At 72.7% G+C, this 20986-nt stretch carries 16 protein-coding genes and 1 tRNA gene; 11 read left to right on the forward strand and 6 right to left on the reverse strand.

The features are described 5' to 3' along the window. Nucleotides 1-29 precede the first annotated feature (29 nt). The 4 genes from GCE65_RS04680 to GCE65_RS04695 all read right to left on the reverse strand — a co-directional run bounded on the left by GCE65_RS04680 (nt 30) and on the right by GCE65_RS04695 (nt 6600). Nucleotides 30-608, reverse strand: coding sequence for a GDSL-type esterase/lipase family protein (locus tag GCE65_RS04680; RefSeq protein ID WP_153877551.1), 579 nt, complete (start codon nt 606-608; stop codon nt 30-32). Then, nucleotides 605-4489 (reverse strand): multifunctional oxoglutarate decarboxylase/oxoglutarate dehydrogenase thiamine pyrophosphate-binding subunit/dihydrolipoyllysine-residue succinyltransferase subunit, encoded by a 3885-nt coding sequence (locus tag GCE65_RS04685; protein WP_153877552.1) that lies wholly within the window; start codon nt 4487-4489, stop codon nt 605-607. The genes GCE65_RS04680 and GCE65_RS04685 overlap by 4 nt, the downstream gene beginning before the upstream one ends. Nucleotides 4490-4661: 172 nt before the next feature. Further along, on the reverse strand, nt 4662-5882 hold the full coding sequence (locus GCE65_RS04690) for a cell wall metabolism sensor histidine kinase WalK (protein ID WP_153877554.1): 1221 nt from the start codon (nt 5880-5882) through the stop codon (nt 4662-4664). Then, nucleotides 5872-6600, reverse strand: coding sequence for a response regulator transcription factor (locus GCE65_RS04695; protein ID WP_227992896.1), 729 nt, complete (start codon nt 6598-6600; stop codon nt 5872-5874). The genes GCE65_RS04690 and GCE65_RS04695 overlap by 11 nt, the downstream gene beginning before the upstream one ends. Before the next feature lie 133 nt (nt 6601-6733). Between GCE65_RS04695 and GCE65_RS04700 the strand changes: the two genes are divergently transcribed. From GCE65_RS04700 to GCE65_RS04715, 4 genes are all read left to right on the forward strand, one after another. Continuing rightward, nucleotides 6734-8047: a hemolysin family protein gene (locus tag GCE65_RS04700; protein WP_153877555.1), complete on the forward strand. Its 1314-nt coding sequence runs from the start codon at nt 6734-6736 to the stop codon at nt 8045-8047. Then, nucleotides 8044-9153: a hemolysin family protein gene (locus tag GCE65_RS04705; protein ID WP_153877557.1), complete on the forward strand. Its 1110-nt coding sequence runs from the start codon at nt 8044-8046 to the stop codon at nt 9151-9153. Before GCE65_RS04700 ends, GCE65_RS04705 begins: the two co-directional genes overlap by 4 nt. A 136-nt stretch (nt 9154-9289) precedes the next feature. Further along, the gene (locus tag GCE65_RS04710) at nt 9290-10462 is read left to right on the forward strand and encodes a M23 family metallopeptidase (RefSeq protein WP_153877559.1); all 1173 of its coding nucleotides are present in this window, start codon (nt 9290-9292) and stop codon (nt 10460-10462) included. A 38-nt stretch (nt 10463-10500) separates the two neighbouring features. After that, entirely contained in the window at nt 10501-10689 is a 189-nt protein-coding gene (locus tag GCE65_RS04715) for a hypothetical protein (protein ID WP_153877561.1), read from the forward strand. 7 nt (nt 10690-10696) lie between these two features. On the opposite strand, the gene GCE65_RS04720 is transcribed toward GCE65_RS04715, so the two are convergent. After that, nucleotides 10697-11620 (reverse strand): aldose 1-epimerase family protein, encoded by a 924-nt coding sequence (locus tag GCE65_RS04720; RefSeq protein ID WP_153877562.1) that lies wholly within the window; start codon nt 11618-11620, stop codon nt 10697-10699. Between the two features lie 79 nt (nt 11621-11699). Next, a tRNA-Arg gene (locus GCE65_RS04725) sits at nt 11700-11772 on the reverse strand. A gap of 230 nt (nt 11773-12002) precedes the next feature. Between GCE65_RS04725 and lysA the strand changes: the two genes are divergently transcribed. The 7 genes from lysA to prmC all read left to right on the forward strand — a co-directional run bounded on the left by lysA (nt 12003) and on the right by prmC (nt 20985). Continuing rightward, nucleotides 12003-13292 carry a diaminopimelate decarboxylase gene (gene lysA / locus GCE65_RS04730; RefSeq protein WP_228760118.1) on the forward strand — a complete coding sequence of 430 codons (1290 nt, stop codon included), beginning with the start codon at nt 12003-12005 and terminating at the stop codon, nt 13290-13292. A 90-nt stretch (nt 13293-13382) separates the two neighbouring features. Then, nucleotides 13383-14672 carry a homoserine dehydrogenase gene (locus tag GCE65_RS04735; protein ID WP_152817646.1) on the forward strand — a complete coding sequence of 430 codons (1290 nt, stop codon included), beginning with the start codon at nt 13383-13385 and terminating at the stop codon, nt 14670-14672. Then, nucleotides 14672-15730, forward strand: coding sequence for a threonine synthase (thrC, locus tag GCE65_RS04740; protein WP_152817647.1), 1059 nt, complete (start codon nt 14672-14674; stop codon nt 15728-15730). Before GCE65_RS04735 ends, thrC begins: the two co-directional genes overlap by 1 nt. After that, complete coding sequence (thrB, locus tag GCE65_RS04745) at nt 15730-16623, forward strand: homoserine kinase (RefSeq protein ID WP_153877565.1); 894 nt, start codon at nt 15730-15732, stop codon at nt 16621-16623. The genes thrC and thrB overlap by 1 nt, the downstream gene beginning before the upstream one ends. A gap of 230 nt (nt 16624-16853) precedes the next feature. Then, nucleotides 16854-18980 carry a transcription termination factor Rho gene (gene rho / locus GCE65_RS04750; protein ID WP_153877566.1) on the forward strand — a complete coding sequence of 709 codons (2127 nt, stop codon included), beginning with the start codon at nt 16854-16856 and terminating at the stop codon, nt 18978-18980. Beyond that, the gene (prfA, locus tag GCE65_RS04755; protein ID WP_152817650.1) at nt 18980-20083 is read left to right on the forward strand and encodes a peptide chain release factor 1; all 1104 of its coding nucleotides are present in this window, start codon (nt 18980-18982) and stop codon (nt 20081-20083) included. The genes rho and prfA overlap by 1 nt, the downstream gene beginning before the upstream one ends. Then, entirely contained in the window at nt 20080-20985 is a 906-nt protein-coding gene (gene prmC, locus GCE65_RS04760; RefSeq protein ID WP_153877568.1) for a peptide chain release factor N(5)-glutamine methyltransferase, read from the forward strand. The genes prfA and prmC overlap by 4 nt, the downstream gene beginning before the upstream one ends. The last annotated feature ends 1 nt before the right edge of the window (nt 20986 follow it).

A 20986-nucleotide genomic window follows, 5' to 3' on the forward strand; every position in this document is an offset into this window, starting at 1 on the left:
TCGGGCCCCGTGCGAGCGGCTCGGGCGTCTCAGGCGTCTCCGGGCAGGCCGAGCCAGGAGTGCCAGCCGTTGTGGAGCACGAGCCATGCGAGCAGCCCGTACCCGGCCTGGCCGGGCAGGATGCCGTCGCGCGCGCCGAGGTCGGCGAGCCACTGCTCGTGATAGCGCAGCGGCGCGTACGTCTCGGCATAGGGGATGCGCCGCCGGCCACACACGTCCGCGAAGGCGCCCGAGAGCTCGGCCTGGGCCTCCTCGGGCAGGTCCGTGCGCGGCGGCGGGCCGACGACGAAGCTCGGGATGCGCCGGTTCGTCGCCTCGTCGAGCACGTTCGCCAGGTTGAGCCGACTGCGGGCGAGGGAGACCCCGGCGGCCAGGTCGTGGCTGCTCAGGGCGACGACGAGGCGGTCGTCCTCGCCGCGGAAGCGCCGATTCGACTCCGTCTCCCATCGGGCCGACAGGGCGGTCGTCGTCTCGTCGGGGACCGCGAGGGTGAACACCGCCAGCGGCTCCTCGGTGCGCGCGATCACCCGGCCGAGCCAGCCGAGGCCGCGGGCGTCGCCCACGCCCGCGGCGAGCTCGTCCCCGACGACGCAGATGCGGGCGTTCACCGGGCGAACGCCGCCGCCAGGAGCTCCTCGGCCTGGAGCTTGTGCAGCTTCATCGTGCCCGCCGAGGGGGCGGCGCCCTCGGGCCGGGCCGCGACCCGCAGGCCCCGCTCGCCCACGACCGGCACCTGGCCGGGCAGGTTGAGGGCGAGGAACGGCCATGCCCCCTGATTCAGGGGCTCGTCCTGGGCCCACACGAACTCGGCATTGGGATAGGAGGCCAGTTCGGCCTGCAGTTCCTCGGCCGGGAGCGGGTAGAGCTGCTCGACCCGCACGAGTGCGATGTCGTCGCGCTCCTGCTTGCCCCGCCGCGAGAGCAGGTCGTAGTAGAAGCGCCCGGTGCACAGCAGCACCCGCGTGACCTTCGAGCGGTCGGCGACCGTGCGGTCGCCGAGGACGGGCTGGAACGAGCCCGTCGTGAAGTCCGCCACGGCGGAGGAGGCCGCCTTGAGCCGGAGCAGCTGCTTGGGCGTCATGACCACGAGCGGGTGGCGGGGACGCTGGAACGCCTGCCGCCGCAGGAGGTGGAAGTGGTTCGCCGGGGTCGAGGGCTGGGCCACGATCATGTTCTGCTCCGCGCACAGCTGCAGGAACCGTTCGAGCCGGGCGGAGGAGTGGTCCGGGCCCTGGCCCTCGTAGCCGTGCGGCAGGAGCATGACGAGCGAGGCCTTCTGGCCCCATTTCTGCTCGGCGGAGGAGATGAACTCGTCGATGACGGTCTGGGCGCCGTTGACGAAGTCGCCGAACTGCGCCTCCCACAACACGAGCGCGTCGGGCCGCTCGACCGAGTAGCCGTACTCGAACGCGAGGGCCGCGTACTCACTCAGCGGGGAGTCGTACACCCACAGCTTCGCCTGGTCCTTGCTCAGGTACATGAGCGGGGTCCACTCGGCGCCGTTCTCGTGATCGTGCAGGGTCAGGTGCCGCTGCACGAACGTGCCCCGGCGCGAGTCCTGCCCGGCGAGCCGGACGGGGACGCCGTCCATGAGCAACGAGCCGAAGGCCGCGACCTCGCCGAAGCCCCAGTCGATGCCGCCCTCGGTCGACATCTTGTGACGTCGTTCGAGGAGCTGACCGAGCTTGTTGTGCACCGAGAAGCCCTCCGGGGCGGCCAGGTGCGCATCGCCGATGCGGGCGAGCACGGCGGCCGGGACGGCGCTCTGCCAGCCGACCATGACCCCGGCGTCCTCCCGCTGGGAGTCGGGGACCTCGAGGCCGAGGACCGAGTCCGAGTCCGCCTGCGACTGCTCACGCGAGCCGGTGAAGATCCGCTCGAGCTCGGACTGGAAGTGCTTGAGCGCCTCGGCCGCCTCCTCGGCGGTGATGTCGCCGCGGCCGACGAGCCCCTGGGAGTAGAGGGTGCGCACCGAGGGCTTGTCCTCGATGAGGGAGTACATGACCGGCTGGGTCATCGACGGGTCGTCCCCCTCGTTGTGCCCGCGTCGGCGATAGCACACCAGGTCGATGATGACGTCCTTGTTGAATTCCTGCCGGTAGTCGAAGGCGAGCTCGGCCACGTGCGCGACCGCCTCGGGGTCGTCGCCGTTCACGTGGAAGACCGGGATCTGCAGGCCCTTGGCGATGTCGGTGTTGTACACCGTGGAGCGCGAGGAATTGGCCCCGGTGGTGAACCCGATCTGGTTGTTCACGATGACGTGCACGGTTCCGCCGGTGCGGTAGCCGCGCAGCTGGCTCATGTTGAGGGTCTCGGCCACGACGCCCTGGCCGGCGAAGGCCGCATCGCCGTGGATGAGGATCGGCAGCACCGAGTAGCCCGACCCGCCGAGGTCGAGCAGATCCTGCTTGGCGCGCACGACCCCCTCGAGCACCCCGTTGACCGCCTCGAGGTGGGAGGGGTTCGCGGCCAGGTACACACGGGTGGTCCCGCCGCTGGGGGAGGTGTACAGGCCCTCGGTGCCGAGGTGGTACTTGACGTCGCCCGAGCCCTGGACGGTGCGGGGATCCTCGTTCCCCTCGAACTCGTTGAAGATCTGCCCGTAGGACTTGCCGGCGATGTTGGCGAGCACGTTGAGCCGGCCCCGGTGGGCCATGCCGATCGCGACCTCGTCGAGTTCCTCGGTCGCGGCCCGGTCGAGCACCCGGTCGAGCAGCGGGATGAGGGACTCCCCGCCCTCGAGGCTGAAGCGCTTCTGACCCACGAACTTGGTCTGCAGGAAGGTCTCGAACGCCTCGGCGGCGTTGAGCTTGCGCAGGATCTGCAGCTGCTCGCGCGGGTCGGGCTTGGACCAGCCGGCCTCGAGGCGCCGCTGCAGCCAGCGGCGCTCGGTGCCCTCGTGCAGGTGCATGTACTCGGCGCCGATCGTGCGGCAGTACGAATCGCGCAGCAGGCCGAGGATGTCCCGCAGCGGCAGCTGCTCGGTGCCGCCGAATCCACCCGTGGGGAACGTGCGGTCCAGGTCCCACAGCGTGAGGCCGTGGCTCTGGACGTCGAGGTCGGGATGGCGGCGCTGGCGGTAGCCGAGCGGATCGATGTCGGCGATGAGGTGACCGCGGGAACGGTGGGCGTGGATGAGCTCGGCGATCCGCGCGGGCTTGCCCATCTCCTTGGCCGGGTCGTAGCTGTGGTCCTGGGTCCAGCGGACCGGCTCGTAGGGCACCCGCAGGGCGGCGAAGACACGGTCGTAGAAGCCGTCCTGGCCGAGCAGCTTGGTGTGCACGATCCGCAGGAACTCACCCGACTGGGCGCCCTGGATGACGCGGTGATCGTAGGTGGAGGTGAGCGTCAGGGTCTTCGAGACCCCCAGCCGCGCGATCGTCTCGACGGCCGCACCCTGGTATTCGGCCGGGTAGTTCATCGCGCCGACGCCGATGATCGTGCCCTGCCCGGACATGAGCCGGGGAACGGAGTGGACCGTGCCGATCGTGCCCGGGTTCGTGAGCGAGATCGTCGTACCGGCGAAGTCGTCGACCGTGAGCTTGGAATTGCGCGCCCGGCGCACGACGTCCTCGTAGGCCTCCCAGAACTGGGCGAAGTCCATGAGCTGGGCGTCCTTGATCGCCGGGACGAGCAGCTGCCGGGTGCCGTCGGGCTTGGCCAGGTCGATCGCCAGGCCGAGGTTGACCGCCGCGGGCCGGAAGACGCCCGGCTTGCCGTCGACCTCGCGGTAACCGGCGTTCATCGCGGGCATGTCGGCGAGGGCCTCGACGACCGCGAAGCCGATGAGGTGGGTGAAGGACACCTTCCCACCCCGGCTGCGGGTGAGGTGGTTGTTGAGCACGATCCGGTTGTCCACGAGCAGCTTGGCGGGGATGTCGCGCACGGAGGTCGCCGTGGGCACCGTGAGCGAGGTCTCCATATTGCTGACGACGCGCGCGGCCGGGCCCCGCAGGCGGCTCACCTCGTCGTCGCCGCCGGCGCTGCGCGGCCCGCCCACGCCGACGGTCGAGGCGTAGGGGGCCGTCGGCGCGATCGCCACCGGCTCGGCGGGGGGTGCGGGCTCGGCCGGGGATGTGGAGTCGACCGGTGCGGGCGGGGCCGGCTGTGTGGGCTGTGCGGGCTGGGCCGGCCGGGTGGACTGTGCGGGCTGGGCCGGCTGGGTGGACTGTGCGGGAGCGCCGTTCGAGGCTCGGCCGGCGGCGTTCGCAGAGCCGGCTGAGCCGGCCGAGCCGGAGGTGTTGGCCGTGGTGGAGGCGTTGGCCGTGCCGGTCGGGTGGGGGGCGGCCGTGCCGGCGGTGTTCACCGCTCCCGTCGGGTGGGCCGCAGCTCCGTCGGCCACCCGGTGCTCGGCGAAGAACTCGCGCCAGGCGTCGTCGACCGAGTTCGGATCGGCGAGGAATCGTTCGTACTGCTCATCGATGAGCCATTCGTTCCCGCCGAAGCCCTCGGCCAGGTCCGCCGGTTCGTTGGGTGCCTGTGCTGACACGCGAAGATCGCCCACTTCCCATGAAGGATGAGATGAATTTCAGTCGCATCCAGCCTAGGCGATCCCAGGGAGTGGACCCGCGCGATCCGGGCCGGCGGCGACGAATTGTGCGGATTATTCACTCTCGCCGCGCGTGGCCGCCGCACGGTGTCAACAGGGGGCAAAAGCCGGGTCAGGAATGCCCTGGGCGGGGGTCGTGGAATCGTCCGTCCGGCGCTGCGGGCCGCTGGGGGATCGGCTGGGTGTGCTCGCGGCGCTGCGAGCCGCGGGCGGGCAGCCGGACCCGGATGAGCGTGCCGGCCCCGCCGGGAGGATCCGCCACCGCGATCGTGCCGCCGTGGAGTCCGACGGCCCATCGGGCGATCGCCAACCCGAGCCCGGTCCCACCGGTCGAGGGCAGCCCGGTCTGTCCGGGGGCGTTGCCGCGCTCGAACCGGTCGAAGACCCGGGCGCGGTCGGCGAGCGGGATCCCGCCTCCCTGATCGAGCACGTCGATGATCACCTCGCCGGTCGCGCTCTCGAGCCGGCCGGTCACCGTGACGGTGCCACCCGCCGGGGAGTGCCGGGAGGCGTTCGAGAGCAGGTTCGCGAGCACCTGACGCAGCCGCTCGTCGTCACCGACCAGCACGGCGCCGGCCGGGGTGACCCGCACCTGCCAGCGCAGGTTCTTGGCACTGGCGTGCTCGGCCTCCCGGGTCACCTGGCGCAGGAACTCCGCGATCGGGATCTCGCTCAGGTTGAGCTCGGCCGCCCCGGCCTCGAGTCGGGACAGGTCGAGCAGGTACGTCATGAGGCGGGAGAGCCGCTCGATCTGGGCGAGCGTGGCCTCGAGCGCCTCGGCGTCGGCCTCGACGACCCCATCGGCCATGTTCTCCACCTGCGCGCGCAGCGCGGCCACCGGGGTGCGCAGTTCGTGGGAGACGTTGGCCACCATCTCCTTGCGCTGGGTGTCCAGGGTCGCCAGATCCGAGGCCATCGAGTTGAACGCGCGGGCGAGCTCGCCCACCTCGTCCTGGGACTCGGTCTGCACCCGCGTCGAGTAGTCCCCGCGGGCCATCGCATCGGCCGCGGCGGTCATCTCCCGCAGCGGGCGGGTCATCCCGCGTGCCAGCAGCTGCGTCACGGCGAGGGAGAGGATGAGGGCGACCGGAAAGGTCCGCAGCACCCCGAACTCGAACCGGATCCCGACCCACGTGACGATCATGTACATCGTCACCGTCGCGCCGATGATGACGCTGAGCTTCGCCTTGATCGACCGCACCGGGTCGAGCGGGCGCAGGTCGGTCAGCGCCGCGCGCAGCCGCGAGCGCCAGGCCGTGACCCGCGCGTGCCGCACCGCCCGGTCGGCCTGGGCGGCCCGGGCGGCACGGTCACCGGTGCCGTCAGGGGGCATCCACGGGTTCCAGCGCGTATCCGACCCCGTGCACGGTGCGGATGATCTCCGAGCCGAGCTTGCGACGGAGCGCCTTGATGTGGGAGTCGACCGTCCGGGTGCCCGAGGCGTCCGCCCAGTCCCACACCTCCGCGAGCAGCCGCTCGCGCGAGAGCACCGTGCGGGGACTCTCCGCGAGGCACACGAGCAGGTCGAACTCCGTCGGCGTGAGATGGGCCTCCTCCCCGCCCCGGGTCACCCGCCGCGACGCTCGGTCGATCGTCAGGTCGCCGAGCGCGATCGCCGGCTCGCTGCGGTGCGCGGCGATGGAGGCGGAGACCCGTTCGATGCGGCGCAGCAGCACCTTGAGCCGGGCCACGAGCTCGCGCATCGAGAACGGCTTGGTCATGTAGTCGTCGGCGCCCACGCCGAGCCCGATGAGCATGTCGGTCTCGTCGTCGCGGGCCGTGAGCATGAGCACAGGGGCCCCGTGCCGGCCCTGGGCGGCGTCCTCGGCCTGGATCCGCCGGCACACCTCGAGGCCGTCGATCCCGGGAAGCATGACGTCGAGCACGATGAGATCCGGGCGGAGCCGGGTCGCGGCCTCCACCCCGGCGTGACCGTCCGCCGCCGTGTGCGCGCTCCATCCCTCGGCCTGCAGCCGGCGTGCGATCTGGGAGGCGATGTCGGGCTCGTCCTCGATCACGAGCACGACCGGCGGCGTCTGCGATGCTGGCATGGGTTCACTGTGGCACATCCGCCTCGCCTCGGGAGCGCGACTCCTCGTTGTAGTCTGGCCCGTATGTCTGGTCATACCGGCCCCATCACGGGCCCGCATACCGGTTCCGTGACGGGTCGACTCGGCAGGGATCATGGTCGTTGATTGGCTCCTGATCCTCCTCGGCCTGGCGCTCACGGCGGGAACCTTCGTCTTCGTCGCGGCCGAGTTCTCGCTCGTGGCGCTCGACCCGGCGGCCGTCGAGGGCCGCATCGCCGCCGGCGACAAGCGCGCGGTCGGCGTCTCCCGGGCACTCAAGCAGCTCTCCACGCAGCTCTCCGGCGCCCAGGTGGGCATCACGCTCACGACGATCCTGCTCGGATACACGATGCAGAAGGCCCTGGCCAACGTGCTCGGCGCGGGGTTGACGCTCAGCGGCCTCGCCCAGGGCGTGGCCGCCGCGGTCGCGGTCGTCCTCTCGCTCGTGCTCGTCAACGCCCTCTCGATGCTCTTCGGCGAACTCATCCCCAAGAACTGGGCGATCGCCGAGCCGATGCGGGTGGCGATCCTCGTCAGCCCGCTCCAGCGCGGCTTCACCCGGGTCTTCGCCTCGATCATCACGGTGCTCAACTCCTCGGCGAACGTGCTGTTGCGGCGCTTCGGGGTCGAGCCGAAGGAGGAGCTCTCCGGCGCCCGCTCCGCGCCGGAGCTCGCCTCGCTCGTGCGCCACTCCGCCGCGGCCGGCACGCTCGACGCGGGCACGGCCTCCCTCCTCACCCGCTCGATCGCCCTCGGTGACCTGAGCGCGGTCGACGTCATGACCGATCGGATGCGGATGATCTCGCTGCGTCGGGACGAATCGGCACAGGGCCTCATCGGCCTCGCGCGCAGCAGCGGACACTCCCGCTTCCCGGTGATCGGCGAGAACCCCGACGAGATCGTCGGCCTCGTGCACCTGCGGCGAGCCATCGCGGTCCCGTACGACCGGCGGACGGAGGTGCCCGTGGCCGCGCTCATGGATCCCGCCCCGAGCGTGCCGGAGACCATGCCGATCGGGCACCTGCTGCTCGAGCTGCGCGCCCAGGGGATGCAGATGGCGGTCGTCGTCGACGAGTACGGCGGCACGTCCGGGGTCGTCACGCTCGAGGACGTCGTCGAGGAGATCGTGGGCGAGGTCGCGGACGAACACGACCGGCGCCATCGGCCGGTGCGGCCGACGGGGCCGGACACGTGGGTCGTGCCGGGCACGCTCCGTCCCGACGAACTGCGGTCCCACACGAACGTGCGGGTGCCCGACGAGGCCCCGTACGAGACCATCGGCGGGCTCATCATCACGGCGCTCGGGCGGCTGCCCGAGCGGGGTGACGAAGTGGAGCTGCCGGGGGTGTGCCTGCGCGTGATGGAGATGGACGGCCGGCGGGTCGACCTCGTGCAGGTGCGCGCCGAGGGCTCCCGGGGCGACGAGTGAACACGACCACCGCGCTGCTCGTGGGCCTGGCGCTCCTGGCCGGCAACGCGTTCTTCGTCGGCGCCGAATTCGCCATCATGTCCGTGCGGCGGGCCCAACTCGAACCACTTGCGGAGCAGGGCACGCGCGGGGCGGCGACGGCCCTGTGGGCGGTCCAGAACGTCTCGCTCATGCTCGCCTGTGCCCAACTCGGGATCACGATCTGCTCGACCGGGCTCGGGGCCGTCGCCGAACCGGCGCTCGCGGGCCTGGTCGAGGCGCCGCTCCTGGCCGCCGGGCTGCCGGCCGAGGCCTCGCACGTCGTGGGCTTCACGCTCGCGCTCCTCATCGTCGTGTACCTGCACGTCGTCCTCGGCGAGATGGTGCCCAAGAACCTCGCGGTCGCCGGCCCCGAACGCGCCGCCCTGCTGTTCGCGCCCCCGCTGGTGTGGATCGGGCGGGCGGTCTCACCGGTCATCGGCGCTCTCAACTGGCTGGCCAACCACATGCTCACCTGGGTGGGCGTGCAGCCGAAGGACGAGGTGAGTGCGACCTTCACGGCCGAGGAGGTCGCCTCGATCGTCGAGCGCTCCCAGGCCGAGGGGGTGCTGGACGACGATCTCGGCCTCATCAGCGGCGCCATCGAGTTCTCCGCCGCCACCGCCGGCGAGGTGATGGTTCCGCTCGCCGAGGTGGACGCGCTGCCCGCCTCGCTCACCCCCGCCGAGTTCGAGGCCGCGGTCACCCGCACCGGCTTCTCCCGGTTCCCGATCGAGCGGCAGGGGGAACTGGTCGGCTACCTCCACCTCAAGGACGTGCTCTACGCCACGACCGAACGGGATCGTCACGATCCGGTTCCGCCCTGGCGGATCCGCGGCCTCACCGTGGCCGGACGCGGCGACGAGGTCGAGGACGTGCTCGGGCGGATGCAGCGCACCGGGGCCCACCTGGCGCTCGTGACCGGGGACGCAGGGGAGCTCGCGGCGGGTGGATCGCTCGGGCGGGCTCCGATCGGGATCGTCTTCCTCGAGGACATCCTCGAGGAGCTCGTGGGCGAGGTGCGCGATTCCATGCAGCGCATCCACCATCTCGGGCGGCGCCCGGGTGACCGAGGTAACCGGGGCTGAGGCGGAACTGTGAATGTCTGTCCACATGTGAACGCTCGGGCTCGCATGGGCCGGTCCGACGCGCTACAGTGCTGAACGTTGTCCAGCCCGTGATCGATCGTGACCTACCGGAGGCCGTGTGAATCCTCAGCGTGATGTGCCCGCTGAGGCTGTCCCGACCCGTCGTTCCATCCGCGAGGCGGAGCGGCGCGCCGAGCGCGAAGCCACCCGCGCCGAGGCGGTGGACCCGACCGGTTCTCACGGCTCTGATGGTTCTCAGAGCTCTGAAGACTCGGGGGGTGCGGCCGAGCGGCGAGCCTCGGCGGCGCTGTCGATGAGCAGCGTGCGCGGCGTCGTCCCGGAGAGTGTCCCCGAGCAGACGGATCCGATGGGCACCCGCCAGATCGCCGCGGCGATCACGGCCGTGGCCCCGGACTCCTCGGACGCCGTGGAGCCCGCGCCGACGCGATCCGCTCGTGCACTCCGCCGCGGCGGCCGATCCGGTCACGATGCCCGAGCCGGCCACGGCGCCCGAGGTGTTCGGGTCAAGCACACGTGGGCGCCCCGGGTGGTGCTCCTGGGCGGCCTGGCCGCAGCGACGACCGTCGTGCCGCTCGTCGGGGGAGTGCCGGGCGACTCGAGCGCCAGCGCGACCGCGCTCGCGGGGGTCAGCGGACTCGACGTGCTCGCGGCCGGCAGCTCCTACGGCACCGACGCGGTGGACACGAACAACCTCTCGGCCGACCCGCTCGCCTCGGTGCGCGCCGTCGTCTCCGCGAGCCGCAGCCAGGAACGCACTCCCACGTGCGGCAACCTCGCCGCCGAGGCGAACGGTTCCGCGGCCGCCGAGGTCGCGAGTGCCCCGATCGGCGTCATCATGCCGCTCCCGCAGGGCTCCTACCGCACCACCTCGACCTACGGCTACCGCTCCATGTGGGGCCGGAACTCGATGCACACCGGCGTCGACTTCGCCGCCCCGGCCGGCACCCCCATTCACGTCGTCGCCGATGGCGTCGTCGAGTACGTCGGCCCTGGCAAGCAGGGCCGCTCGGGCACGCTCGTCATCGTGCGCCACGAGATCGACGGCGAGTCCGTGTGGTCCTGGTACATCCACATGTACCCGAACGACGTGTACGTGAGCCAGGGCCAGGAGCTCCGCGTCGGCGACGTCATCGGTGGCGTCGGCTCCTACGGGAACTCGACCGGCCCGCACCTGCACCTCGAGATCCACACCGACCGTGAGCTCACGACCGTCGATCCGGTGCCCTGGCTCGCCTCGCACGATGCGGCCCCGCTGACGGGCGCCAACCTGGAGTGCTTCGGCCGGTAGCGCCCGGGCGGGCCGACGCTCACGTTCCGGTCGAGCCGGTGCCGGCGCACCTGCGCGCCGTCGCGGGGGCGGTCGATGTGCCCGTGAACGCCGACTTCGAGGGCGGCCACGCGATCGAGGCCTCTGCCTGGGCCGGAGGCCTCCGGGCGGCCGAGGAGAGCGCCGCGACCGGTCCGTTCGGCCGGTTCGACGGCCTGCCCGACGTCGACGCCCTCCTGGCGCGGTGAGCCGCGATCAGTCCCGGGTGAGCCTCGCTCCCCAGCGCACCGTGTGGGTCTCGCCGGGGGCCAGGGTGAGGAGATGGTCGCCGCTGCGGAAGGCGTTCGCGGGGCAGGTCATCGGTTCGACCGCGAGCCCGGGCCGCCGACCGTCCGCGCCGGGGCCGGCCGAGCACAGCTGCCACAGCGCGAACGGCGACTCCATCCACACCTCGGCGGTGGCGCCGTCGTCCCCGCGCAGGCGCACCCAGGAGCGCCCGTCCGCGTCGAACGTGGGGGAGCCGAACGCGTCGTCGAAGGTCGTCGAGCCCACCGGACGGGGGCTGCGGAAGTCGAAGTGGTCGGGCAGCGGTTCGATCCCGGTGGGCAGCAGCCGTTCGTCGGTCGGGTACCAGGTGGTCGCGTCGGCGCTCAGCACCGCCGTGTCGAGCCCGCCCGGCCCGGGGGAGAGCCAGGGGTGGAAGCCGTTGCCGTAGGGGGCGTCCTCGGCCCCGGTGTTCGTGGCCCGCAGGGTCACCTCGAGGCCCTCGGCGGTGAGCAGGTACTCGATGTTCAGCTCGAGCGTGAACGGGTAGGCGGGCGTGGCCGTCAGGGTGGCCGAGAGCCGGACGCAGGCGTCGTGGATGAGCACCCCGGACCAGTGCTGCCACTGCATCAGCCCGTGCAGTGCGGTCATCCGGTCGACCTCGTTGATCGGCGCCCGGTGGTCGCCGCCACGCCAGGTGTAGCGGCCGTCCTCGAGCCGATTGGGCCAGGGCACGAGCACGGCGCCCGAGCTCGCCGGCGGGAACTCGTCGATCCCGAACGGCGTGACGACGTCGCGCGCCCCCACCCGGAAGGTGCGCAGGTGGGCGCCGAACGAGACGATGTCGGCGACCATCTCGCCGTGGGTCAGGGTGAAGTTCTGGCCGAGCCGGCCCGGAGTCGAGGTATCGGTCACGGGCTCCACCTTAGCGAGCCCGCACGACTGCGTGCGATCACCGGCCGCCGTCGGCCAGTGTCGGGCACCGCATCGGCGGTGCCCCCGGCGGGACTCGAACCCACGACCTTCTGCTCCGGAGGCAGACGCTCTATCCACTGAGCTACAGGGGCGATCTCGATGCACCCGCGCGGCGCTTCCCCTGGGGGCCGCCGGTGGTGTGCACCGTCGGGAAGCTTAGCAGCACGGCGACGCCGATCTCGAATCGGCGGGCGGGCGGCGACGTGGCCTAGCATGAGCCGCTAGTTCTCCATTCCCCCGAAGGGACGACGCCATCGCCACCGCCGAATCTAGCCAGATCCCGCCCGCGCCGCTCGGTGCTCCGTGGCCCGCGGGAGCCGCGGTGCGCGCCGGCGTGCTCGAACTGGCCGGGTATCCAGTGACCGATCTCACGGAGACGTTCGCGACGCCCTCCTTCCTTCTCGATGTGGCCGATCTGCGGGCCCGCGCGGCCCGGTTCCGGGACGCGTTCGCGGCCGCGTTCGGCCGGCCGGTCGCGGTCTACTACGCGAGCAAGGCGTTCAGCTCCACGGCCGTGCTGCGCTGGGTCCACGCCGAGGGGCTGCGGGTCGACTGCGCCACCGGCGGGGAACTGGCCACGGCGCTCGCGGCCGGGATCCCCGGGGAGGACATCGGGCTGCACGGCAACAACAAGTCCGCGGGCGAGATCGCCACGGCGATCGGCGCCGGCGTCGGGCGGATCGTCATCGACTCGCTCCCCGAGATCGAGCTCGTGGCCCGCGTGGCCGCGGACCTGGGCGCGAGCGACGTGCCGGTCATGGTGCGGGTGACCACCGGTATCCATGCCGGCGGACACGAGTTCATCGCCACCGCCCACGAGGACCAGAAGTTCGGGCTCTCGCTCGCGACCGGCGCCGCCCGGGCCGCCCTCGACGCGATCGCCGCCTCGCCCGGGCTGCGGCTCGTCGGGCTCCATTCCCACATCGGTTCGCAGATCATGGGCTCCGGCGGGTTCGCCGAGGCCGCCCGCGCCGTGCTCGGCCTTCGCGCCGAGGCGGAGGCCGCCGGCATCGAGGTGCCGGAGATCGACCTCGGCGGCGGCTACGGCATCGCCTACCTTCCCGGGGAGGCGGACCTCGACCCGGCCGTCGTCGCGGCCGACCTGGCCGGTGCCGTCCGCGCGGAGTGCGCGGCGCTCGGGGCGAGTGTGCCCGAGATCTCGATCGAGCCCGGCCGGTCGATCGTGGGTCCCGCGATGGTCACCGTGTACACGGTGGGCACGGTCAAGCCCGTCACGACCGAGGACGGCTCGCAGCGGCTCTACGTCTCCGTCGACGGCGGCATGAGCGACAACATCCGCACCATCCTCTACGACGCCTCCTACACCGCGATGCTCGCGAATCGCGTGGGCGGCGCCGAGACGGTGCGCGCCCGCGTCGTCGGAAAGCACTGCGAGAGCGGCGACATCGTGGTCGAGGAGGTGCAGCTCCCCGCCGACATCCGAGCTGGGGACCTCCTCGCCGTTCCCGCGACCGGCGCATACGGCCGGAGCCTCGCCTCGAACTACAACCTCGTGCCCCGGCCCGGCGTGGTCGCGCTCGGTGACGGCGAGCCGCGCGAGATCGTGCGCCGGGAGACCGTCGCCGACCTGCTCGCCCTCGATCTGGGCTGAGCCGGCCGGCCCGCTGAGACGCCGGTGCGGCGCCTCCGGGGATGCCCGTATCCTTGGGCGAGCCATCGCCCCATCGTCGCTGAGGAGATCATGACCGCACAGCCCTCCCCATTGCGCTGCGTCGTGCTCGGTTGCGGAGTCGTCGGCACGGAGGTCGTGCGGCGCCTGCTGACCGACCGTGACGACCTGGCCGCCCGCGCCGGCACCGCGATCGAGCTCACGGGTATCGGCGTGCGCAATCCCGATGCGATGCGTGATCCCGTCGTTCCGGTCGAACTCCTCAGCTCCGACCTCGAGGCGCTCGTGGACTCCGCCGACCTCGTGGTCGAGCTCATGGGCGGCATCGACCCGGCCCGTGCCCTCATCCAGCGCGCGTTCGAGGCCGGGGCGAGCGTCGTCACGGCGAATAAGGCGCTGCTGGCCAGCCACGGTCCCGCGCTGCACGAGGCCGCCGACGCCGCCCACGCGAGCCTGCTCTACGAGGCGGCCGTCGCCGGCGCCGTGCCCGTCGTGCGCGGGATCCGCGAATCCCTCGTCGGCGACCGGATCCAACGCGTCATCGGCATCGTCAACGGCACCACGAACTACATCCTCGACCAGATGACCACGACCGGCCTCGACTTCCAGACCGCCCTCACCCGCGCCCAGGAACTGGGATACGCCGAGGCCGATCCGAGCGCCGACGTCGACGGCCTCGACGCCGGCGCGAAGGCCGCGATCCTCGCCTCGCTCGCGTTCCACACCCGCGTGAGCGCCGAGGACGTGCCCACCGAGGGCATCCGCTCGGTCACGGCCGCCGACATCAACGCCGCCGCCGCCACCGGCGATGTGATCAAGCTCCTCGCGATCGCGGAGATGGTCGACGACGGCATCGCCGTGCGGGTCCATCCCGCCCTCGTGCCACTCGACCACCCCCTCGCCGGCGTGCGCGGGGCGTACAACGCCGTCTTCATCGAGGCCGAATCCTCCGGCACCCTCATGTTCTACGGGCAGGGGGCGGGCGGGGCGCCGACGTCGGCCGCGGTGCTCGGAGACATCGTCGACGCCGCCCGGTCGGCCGTCGGGGGCGGGCGCGCACCGGCCGAGTCGAACTACCTGGGGGCGCGGATCGTCGAGCCGGGCCTCGTGCCGACCCGCTACCTCATCCGGCTCGAGGTGGTCGACCGTCCGGGCGTTCTCGCCGAGATCGCCACCGTCGTCTCGGAGCACGATGTCTCGATCGAGACGGTGCGGCAGACCTCGATCGCCCAGGACCGCTCCGAACTGGCCATCGTCACCCACCAGGCGGAGCAGGCTCTCCTGGACGCGACGATGGCGACCTTCGCTACGTTGGAACCAGTGACGCGGATCATCTCGATCCTGCGCGTGGAAGGACACTGATGGCCACTCTCTGGCGCGGACTCATCGCCGAATACTCCGATCGGCTCCCGATCACGGACGCCGACACCGTCGTGTCGCTGGGGGAGGGCGGCACACCGCTGGTCTCGGCCCCGCACCTGTCGGAGCGCACGGGGGCGACCGTGTACCTCAAGGTCGACGGCGCCAATCCCACCGGGTCCTTCAAGGACCGGGGCATGACCATGGCGATGAGCAAGGTGGCCGGCACGGACACCGAGCTCGTCGTGTGCGCCTCGACGGGGAACACCTCGGCGTCGGCCGCCGCCTACGCCACCCGCGCGGGCCTCGGCTGCGCCGTGATCCTGCCTGCGGGCAAGATCGCCGCCGGCAAGCTCGCCCAGGCGATCGTGCACGGGGCCCGGCTCATCGCCGTCGACGGGAACTTCGACGACTGCCTGCGGATCGTGCGCGAGCTCGCCGACGCCTACCCCGTGGCACTGGTCAACTCGGTCAACCCCTACCGGCTGCAGGGCCAGAAGACCGCGGCGTTCGAGATCGTCGACGCGCTCGGTGACGCCCCGGATCTGCACGTGCTGCCCGTGGGCAACGCCGGCAACATCTCCGCCTACTGGATGGGCTACCGCGAATACCACGCCGACGGCGTCTCCTCGAAGCTGCCGGCGATGTGGGGCGTGCAGGCCGAGGGGGCGGCTCCGCTCGTCAAGGGGGCCCCGGTCGAGTTCCCGGAGACGGTCGCGACCGCGATCCGCATCGGCAACCCGGCCTCCTGGTCGCTCGCCGTGGCCGCGCGGGACGAGTCCGGGGGACGTATCGACGCCGTCACGGATGCCGAGATCCTCTCCGCGCAGGCGTTCATCGCCGCCGAGGTCGGCGTGTTCGTCGAGCCCGCCTCGGCGGCGAGCGTGGCCGGGCTGCTGCAGCGGGCGGAACGCGGGGAGGTCCCCGCGGGTGCCACGATCGTGTGCACGGTCACCGGCAACGGTCTCAAGGACACGGCGACGGCGCTCGGCGGCCGCGACCTGGAGCCGCAGGTCATCGGCGCCACCACGGCGGACGCCGTCCGCGCGCTCGAACTCTGATGCGGCTCACCGGCGATCGCGCCCGGGTGCGGGTGCCCGCCACGAGCGCGAACCTCGGGCCGGGCTTCGACTCCTTCGGCCTCGCGCTCGACCTGTGGGACGACGTGCGGGTGCGGGCGGTGACCGGCGCGAGCAGCGCGTCGGTCACGGGGGAGGGGGCGGGCGTCGTCCCCACCGACGGCGACCACCTGGTGCTGCGCGCGCTGCGCGCGGCGCTCGACTACGTCGACGCGCCCCAGGCCGGTCTCGTGCTCGAGTGTCACAATCGCATCCCGCACGGCCGCGGCCTCGGTTCGAGCGCGGCTGCCACGATCGCCGGTCTCGTGCTCGCACGCGGCCTCATCAGCGACCCGGAGGCGTTGGACGACGCGGCCCTGCTCACGCTCGCGACGGAGTTCGAGGGTCATGCCGACAACGCGGCACCGGCCCTGCACGGGGGCGCCACCATCGCGTTCGTCGAGGACGGCGTCGCCCGGGCCGCACGGATCGAGGGCGCGGCCTCGTTGCGCCCGGTCGTGCTCGTGCCGTCGCGCCGACTGGCCACCCGGCGTGCCCGCGGAGCGCTCCCGGATCAGGTGCCGCACGCCGATGCCGCGTTCACGGCGGCCCGGGCGGGCCTGCTCGCGCTCGCCCTCGGCGGCCGGCACGACCTGCTGTTCACGGCGACGCAGGACCGGCTCCACCAGCACTATCGCCGGGACGTCATGCCCGCCACCCTCGCGCTGCTCGAGCGGCTCCGGGCCGCGGGGTCGGCCGCAGTGGTCTCCGGGGCCGGACCGAGCATCGTCGTGCTCGACGGGTTCACCGCCGAGGCGCGCTCGATGGTGGACCCGGACTGGCAGGTGCACCCGATCGCCGTCGCCTCGAGTGGGGCGGTGGCGGGCTCCGAGTGAGCCCGCGCCCCGTCCGTCGGGCCGCGGATACGGACCTCGGGGGAGGGCGCCGGATCCCGCTCGGCTGCGCTAGTGTTGTGCCCGTCGCCCTCCGGTCACCGTCGGAGCGAGTGCGCGTGCGCACCCACCCGGGCGACGATCCAGCCCGGAATGGTTTCTTACCCTCGGGCCTCCCATGACAATCGAGCCATTCTTCCTTTCGGAGCCGGCTCGGATCGAGAAGGACTCTCGTGACTGAATCCAAGGACCAGGCATCCACCGCTGCGTTGTCGGCAATGAAGCTGGCGCAGCTGCAGGCGATCGCCGGGCAGCTCGGCCTCAAGGGCATCTCCCGGCTGCGTAAGGGCGAATTGATCGAGGCGATCCGGGCCGGCGCCGCGACCCAGCCGGCTCGAGCGACTCAGCCGGCTCAGCCGGCCCAAGCGGCCCAGCCGGCCCAAGCGGCCCAGTCGGCTCCGTCAGCTCAGTCGGCTCCCTCGGCCGGGGACGAGCCGAGCCGGCCGACCGGCGAGGCCCGGCCCGCGTCGGCGGCCCGGACGTCCGGCCAGCGTGCCGCGGGGAGCTCGCGTCGGGCGGCGACGAGCCGCGGGCGCGGGCGCACCAAGCCGGTCGGCGGGGCCGGCCACGAGGCGCCGACGCTCGACGTGCTGGCAGAGATCGGCGGCGACCGCGCGGCCGAGTCCGCTCCCCGGCCGGCCGAGCAGCCGGATCGAGCACAGGCCGCCGAGCGGGCCGAGCCGGCCTCGCGAACCCAGCCGGCCGAGCCGGCCGCTCGAACCAAGCCGGCCGAGCGGACCGAGCGGGCCGAGCGGGCCGAGCGGACCGAGCAAACACAGTCGCGTCCGCAGGCCCAGCGGTCCGCCGCCACCGGGGGCGAGGCCCCGTCGAGACGGGCCGGTGCCGGGCCCGGTGCCGGGGACGGCACCGGCAACGGCGGGCGCGCCCGTCAGCAGCAGGCCCGGCAGGCGACTCAGCAGCCGTCCCGCTCCGGCCGCGGACCGGAGGAGGCGCTCGCCTCCCTCGACGACATCATCCACTTCCCCGACCCGCAGGACCGCGAGGCGGATTCGCCGCGATCGGCCGGATCCGACGCGGACGCCGACGGCGATCGCGCCGGGCGCCGGCGGCGGGGTCGGGACCGCGGCCGCGATCGCAAGCGCCGCACGCCCGCGCGCGAGACCTCGGCCTACGAGGAGGACGACATCCACGAGGACGACGTGCTCGTGCCCGTGGCCGGCATCCTCGACGTGCTCGACAACTACGCCTTCGTGCGCACGACGGGCTACCAGCCCGGAACCTCCGACGTGTACGTCAACCTCGGCCAGGTGCGCAAGTCCGGCCTGCGTCGCGGCGACGCGATCACCGGTGCCGTGCGCCAGCCGCGGGAGGGCGAGAGCAACCACCGGCAGAAGTTCAATGCGCTCGTGCGGCTCGACTCGATCAACGGCATCGCCGTCGAGGAGACCACCGCGCGCCCGGAGTTCGCCGACCTCACCCCCGTGTACCCGCAGCGACGGCTGCCGCTCGGCAGCGGTGCGCTCGGGCCGCGCATCATCGATCTCGTGGCCCCGCTCGGACTGGGCCAGCGCGCGCTCATCCACGCACCGACGGCCTCCGGACGCTCGACGCTGCTCGGGCAGCTCGCCGCCACGATCGCCGACGCCTCCCCGCAGGCCCATCTCATGATGGTGCTGCTCGACGAGCGACCCGAGGACGTGACGATCATGGAGCGGGCGGTCCGCGGCGAGGTCGTCGCCTCGACGTTCGACCGGCCCGCGACCGACCACACGACCGTCGCCGAGCTCGCCGTCGAGCGGGCCAAGCGGCTCGTGGAGATGGGGCAGGACGTCGTGCTCCTGCTCGACTCGCTCACCGCCCTGACCCGCGCCTACCACGCCGCGGCCCATTCGAGCCGGTCCGGCGCCGGCCTCGACACGAATGCGGCGCACCTGGCCAAGAAGTTCTTCGGGGCGGCCCGCACGGTGGAGAACGCCGGCTCGCTCACGATGATCGCCACCTTGACCACGGGCGGCACCGAACTCGACGACCAGATCGCCGAGGCGTTCACGGGCACCGCGACCGCCGAGATCACGCTCGACGCGGACCTCGTGGCGGCGGGGCACCTCCCGGCGATCGACGTGCGCGCCTCGGCCACCCGACGCGAGGACGAGCTTTTCGACCTCGACGACCTCGCCCACCGGCAGGTGTTGCGGCGGATGCTCGCGGACCGTACGCCCGAGTCGGGTCTCGACTGGCTGGCCGAGTCGCTCGGCCAGGCCACGAACGAGGGCTTCCTCGGCTCGATCCGGGTCACCCCGGCGGAGAAGGCCGCGCTGCGCCGGTCGTTGTCCCGCTGATGGCCGCGGGTAACGAGTTCGTCGTCGTCGAGCCGATCCTCGCCGAACACGCCGACATCGAGGCGGCCCTGGCCGACCCGGCGGTGCATTCCGATCAGGCGCGGGCCCGCACGCTCGGGCGTCGGTATGCCGAACTCGGCCGGATCGTGCGGGCCTACCGCACGTGGGAGTCGGCGCACGCCGATGCGGCGGACGCCGCGGACCTCGCCCAGGACGATCCGGACTTCGCGGCCGAGCTGCCTGCGCTGCAGGCGGCGGAGGCCGCCGCCGCCGAGGACCTGCGCACCGTGCTCATCCCGCGCGACCCGGACGACTCCCGCGACGTGATCCTCCAGGTCAAGGCGGGTGAGGGCGGGGAGGAGTCCGCCCTGTTCGCCGGCGACCTCGTGCGGATGTACCTGCGGTACGCCGAACGCAGGGGCTGGTCCTCGCAGATCCTCGACGCCGCCGAGTCCGACCTCGGCGGCTACAAGGACGTGTCGATCGCGATCAAGGCCGGCTCGATCACCGATCCGAGCGAGGGGGTGTGGGCCCACCTGAAGTACGAGGGCGGCGTGCACCGGGTCCAACGGGTGCCCGTGACCGAGTCCCAGGGGCGGATCCACACCTCCGCGGCGGGCGTGCTCGTGCTGCCCGAGGTCGAGGAGGCCGGCGAGATCGACATCGAGGCGAACGACCTGCGCATCGACGTCTACCGCTCCTCCGGCCCCGGCGGTCAGAGCGTCAACACGACCGACTCGGCCGTGCGGATCACCCACGTGCCCACCGGGATCGTCGTCTCGATGCAGAACGAGAAGTCGCAGATCCAGAACCGCGAGGCCGCGATGCGGGTGCTGCGGGCCCGGCTGCACGCCGCGCGCCAGGAGGAACTGGACGCCGAGGCCTCCGCGGCGCGACGCTCCCAGGTGCGCACCGTCGACCGCTCCGAGCGGATCCGCACGTACAACTTCCCGGAGAACCGCATCTCCGATCACCGCACCGGCTACAAGGCGTACAACCTCGACCACGCCCTCGACGGGGACCTCGACCCCGTCGTGACCTCGGCCATCGAGATGGACGAGGCGGAGCGACTCGCCCACGCGAGCGACGCGCTCGGGACGTGACGTCCGACCTGCCCGCGCTCGTGCGGGCCGCGGCCGCCGTGCTCGCGGACGCCGGGGTCGCCTCCCCGCGCCCCGATGCCGAGACCCTCGCCGCCCACGTCCTGGGCGTCGACCGGCTCAACCTCATCCTCCCCCCACCGGTGCCGCCGGGGTTTGCTGGTGCCTACGCCGAGCTCGTCGATCGTCGGCGCCGCCGCGAGCCGCTCCAGCACCTGACCGGCCGGGTGACCTTCCGCTACCTCGACCTGCTCGTGCGCCCCGGGGTGTTCGTGCCCCGGCCCGAGACCGAGGTCGTGGCCCAGGTCGCCATCGACGCCGCCCGCGGGGTCGCCCGCCCGCTCGTGGTCGACCTGTGCACGGGCGCCGGCGGGCTCGCGCTCGCCGTCGCGACGGAGGTTCCCGCATCGCGCGTCTGGGCGATCGACCGGAGCCGGGAGGCGGTCCGATTGACGACGACGAACGCGGCCCGCGTCGGCGCCTCGCCGTCCGTCGTGGTCGGCGACGTGCGCGACCCCACGCTCCTGGGCGAGTTGACCGGCCGGGTGGACGTCGTCGTCTCCAATCCGCCGTACATCCCCCCGGACGCGGTGCCGGTGGATCCGGAGGTGCGCGACCACGACCCCGAACTCGCGCTCTACGGGGGAGGCCCGGACGGCCTCGCGGTGCCCGGCGCCGTCATCGCGGCCGCCGCGCGGCTGCTGCGGCCGGGGGGACTGCTCGTCATGGAACACGCCGACGTGCAGGGCCCCCGGACCCGGCGACTCGCCGCCGCCGGCGGCGCCTTCACCGGCGTGCACACCCGGCCCGACCTCACCGGGCGCGACCGGATGCTCGTGGCGACGCGGGCCGGAACCGGCTGCCGGGGTGAGACGGGAGCCGCCGACGGCGTGGGAGACTACTGAC

The organism is Pseudactinotalea sp. HY158 (genome assembly GCF_009660225.1).
Classification (GTDB): domain Bacteria; phylum Actinomycetota; class Actinomycetes; order Actinomycetales; family Beutenbergiaceae; genus HY158.

Coding starts and splice junctions, on each gene's coding strand:
- GCE65_RS04695 (WP_227992896.1), bottom strand. CDS start 6,600: ATGCCAGCATCGCAGACGCCGCCGGTCGTGCTCGTGATCGAGGACGAG.
- thrC (WP_152817647.1), top strand. CDS start 14,672: ATGGCCACTCTCTGGCGCGGACTCATCGCCGAATACTCCGATCGGCTC.
- GCE65_RS04690 (WP_153877554.1), bottom strand. CDS start 5,882: ATGCCCCCTGACGGCACCGGTGACCGTGCCGCCCGGGCCGCCCAGGCC.
- GCE65_RS04735 (WP_152817646.1), top strand. CDS start 13,383: ATGACCGCACAGCCCTCCCCATTGCGCTGCGTCGTGCTCGGTTGCGGA.
- GCE65_RS04700 (WP_153877555.1), top strand. CDS start 6,734: ATGGTCGTTGATTGGCTCCTGATCCTCCTCGGCCTGGCGCTCACGGCG.
- thrB (WP_153877565.1), top strand. CDS start 15,730: ATGCGGCTCACCGGCGATCGCGCCCGGGTGCGGGTGCCCGCCACGAGC.
- prfA (WP_152817650.1), top strand. CDS start 18,980: ATGGCCGCGGGTAACGAGTTCGTCGTCGTCGAGCCGATCCTCGCCGAA.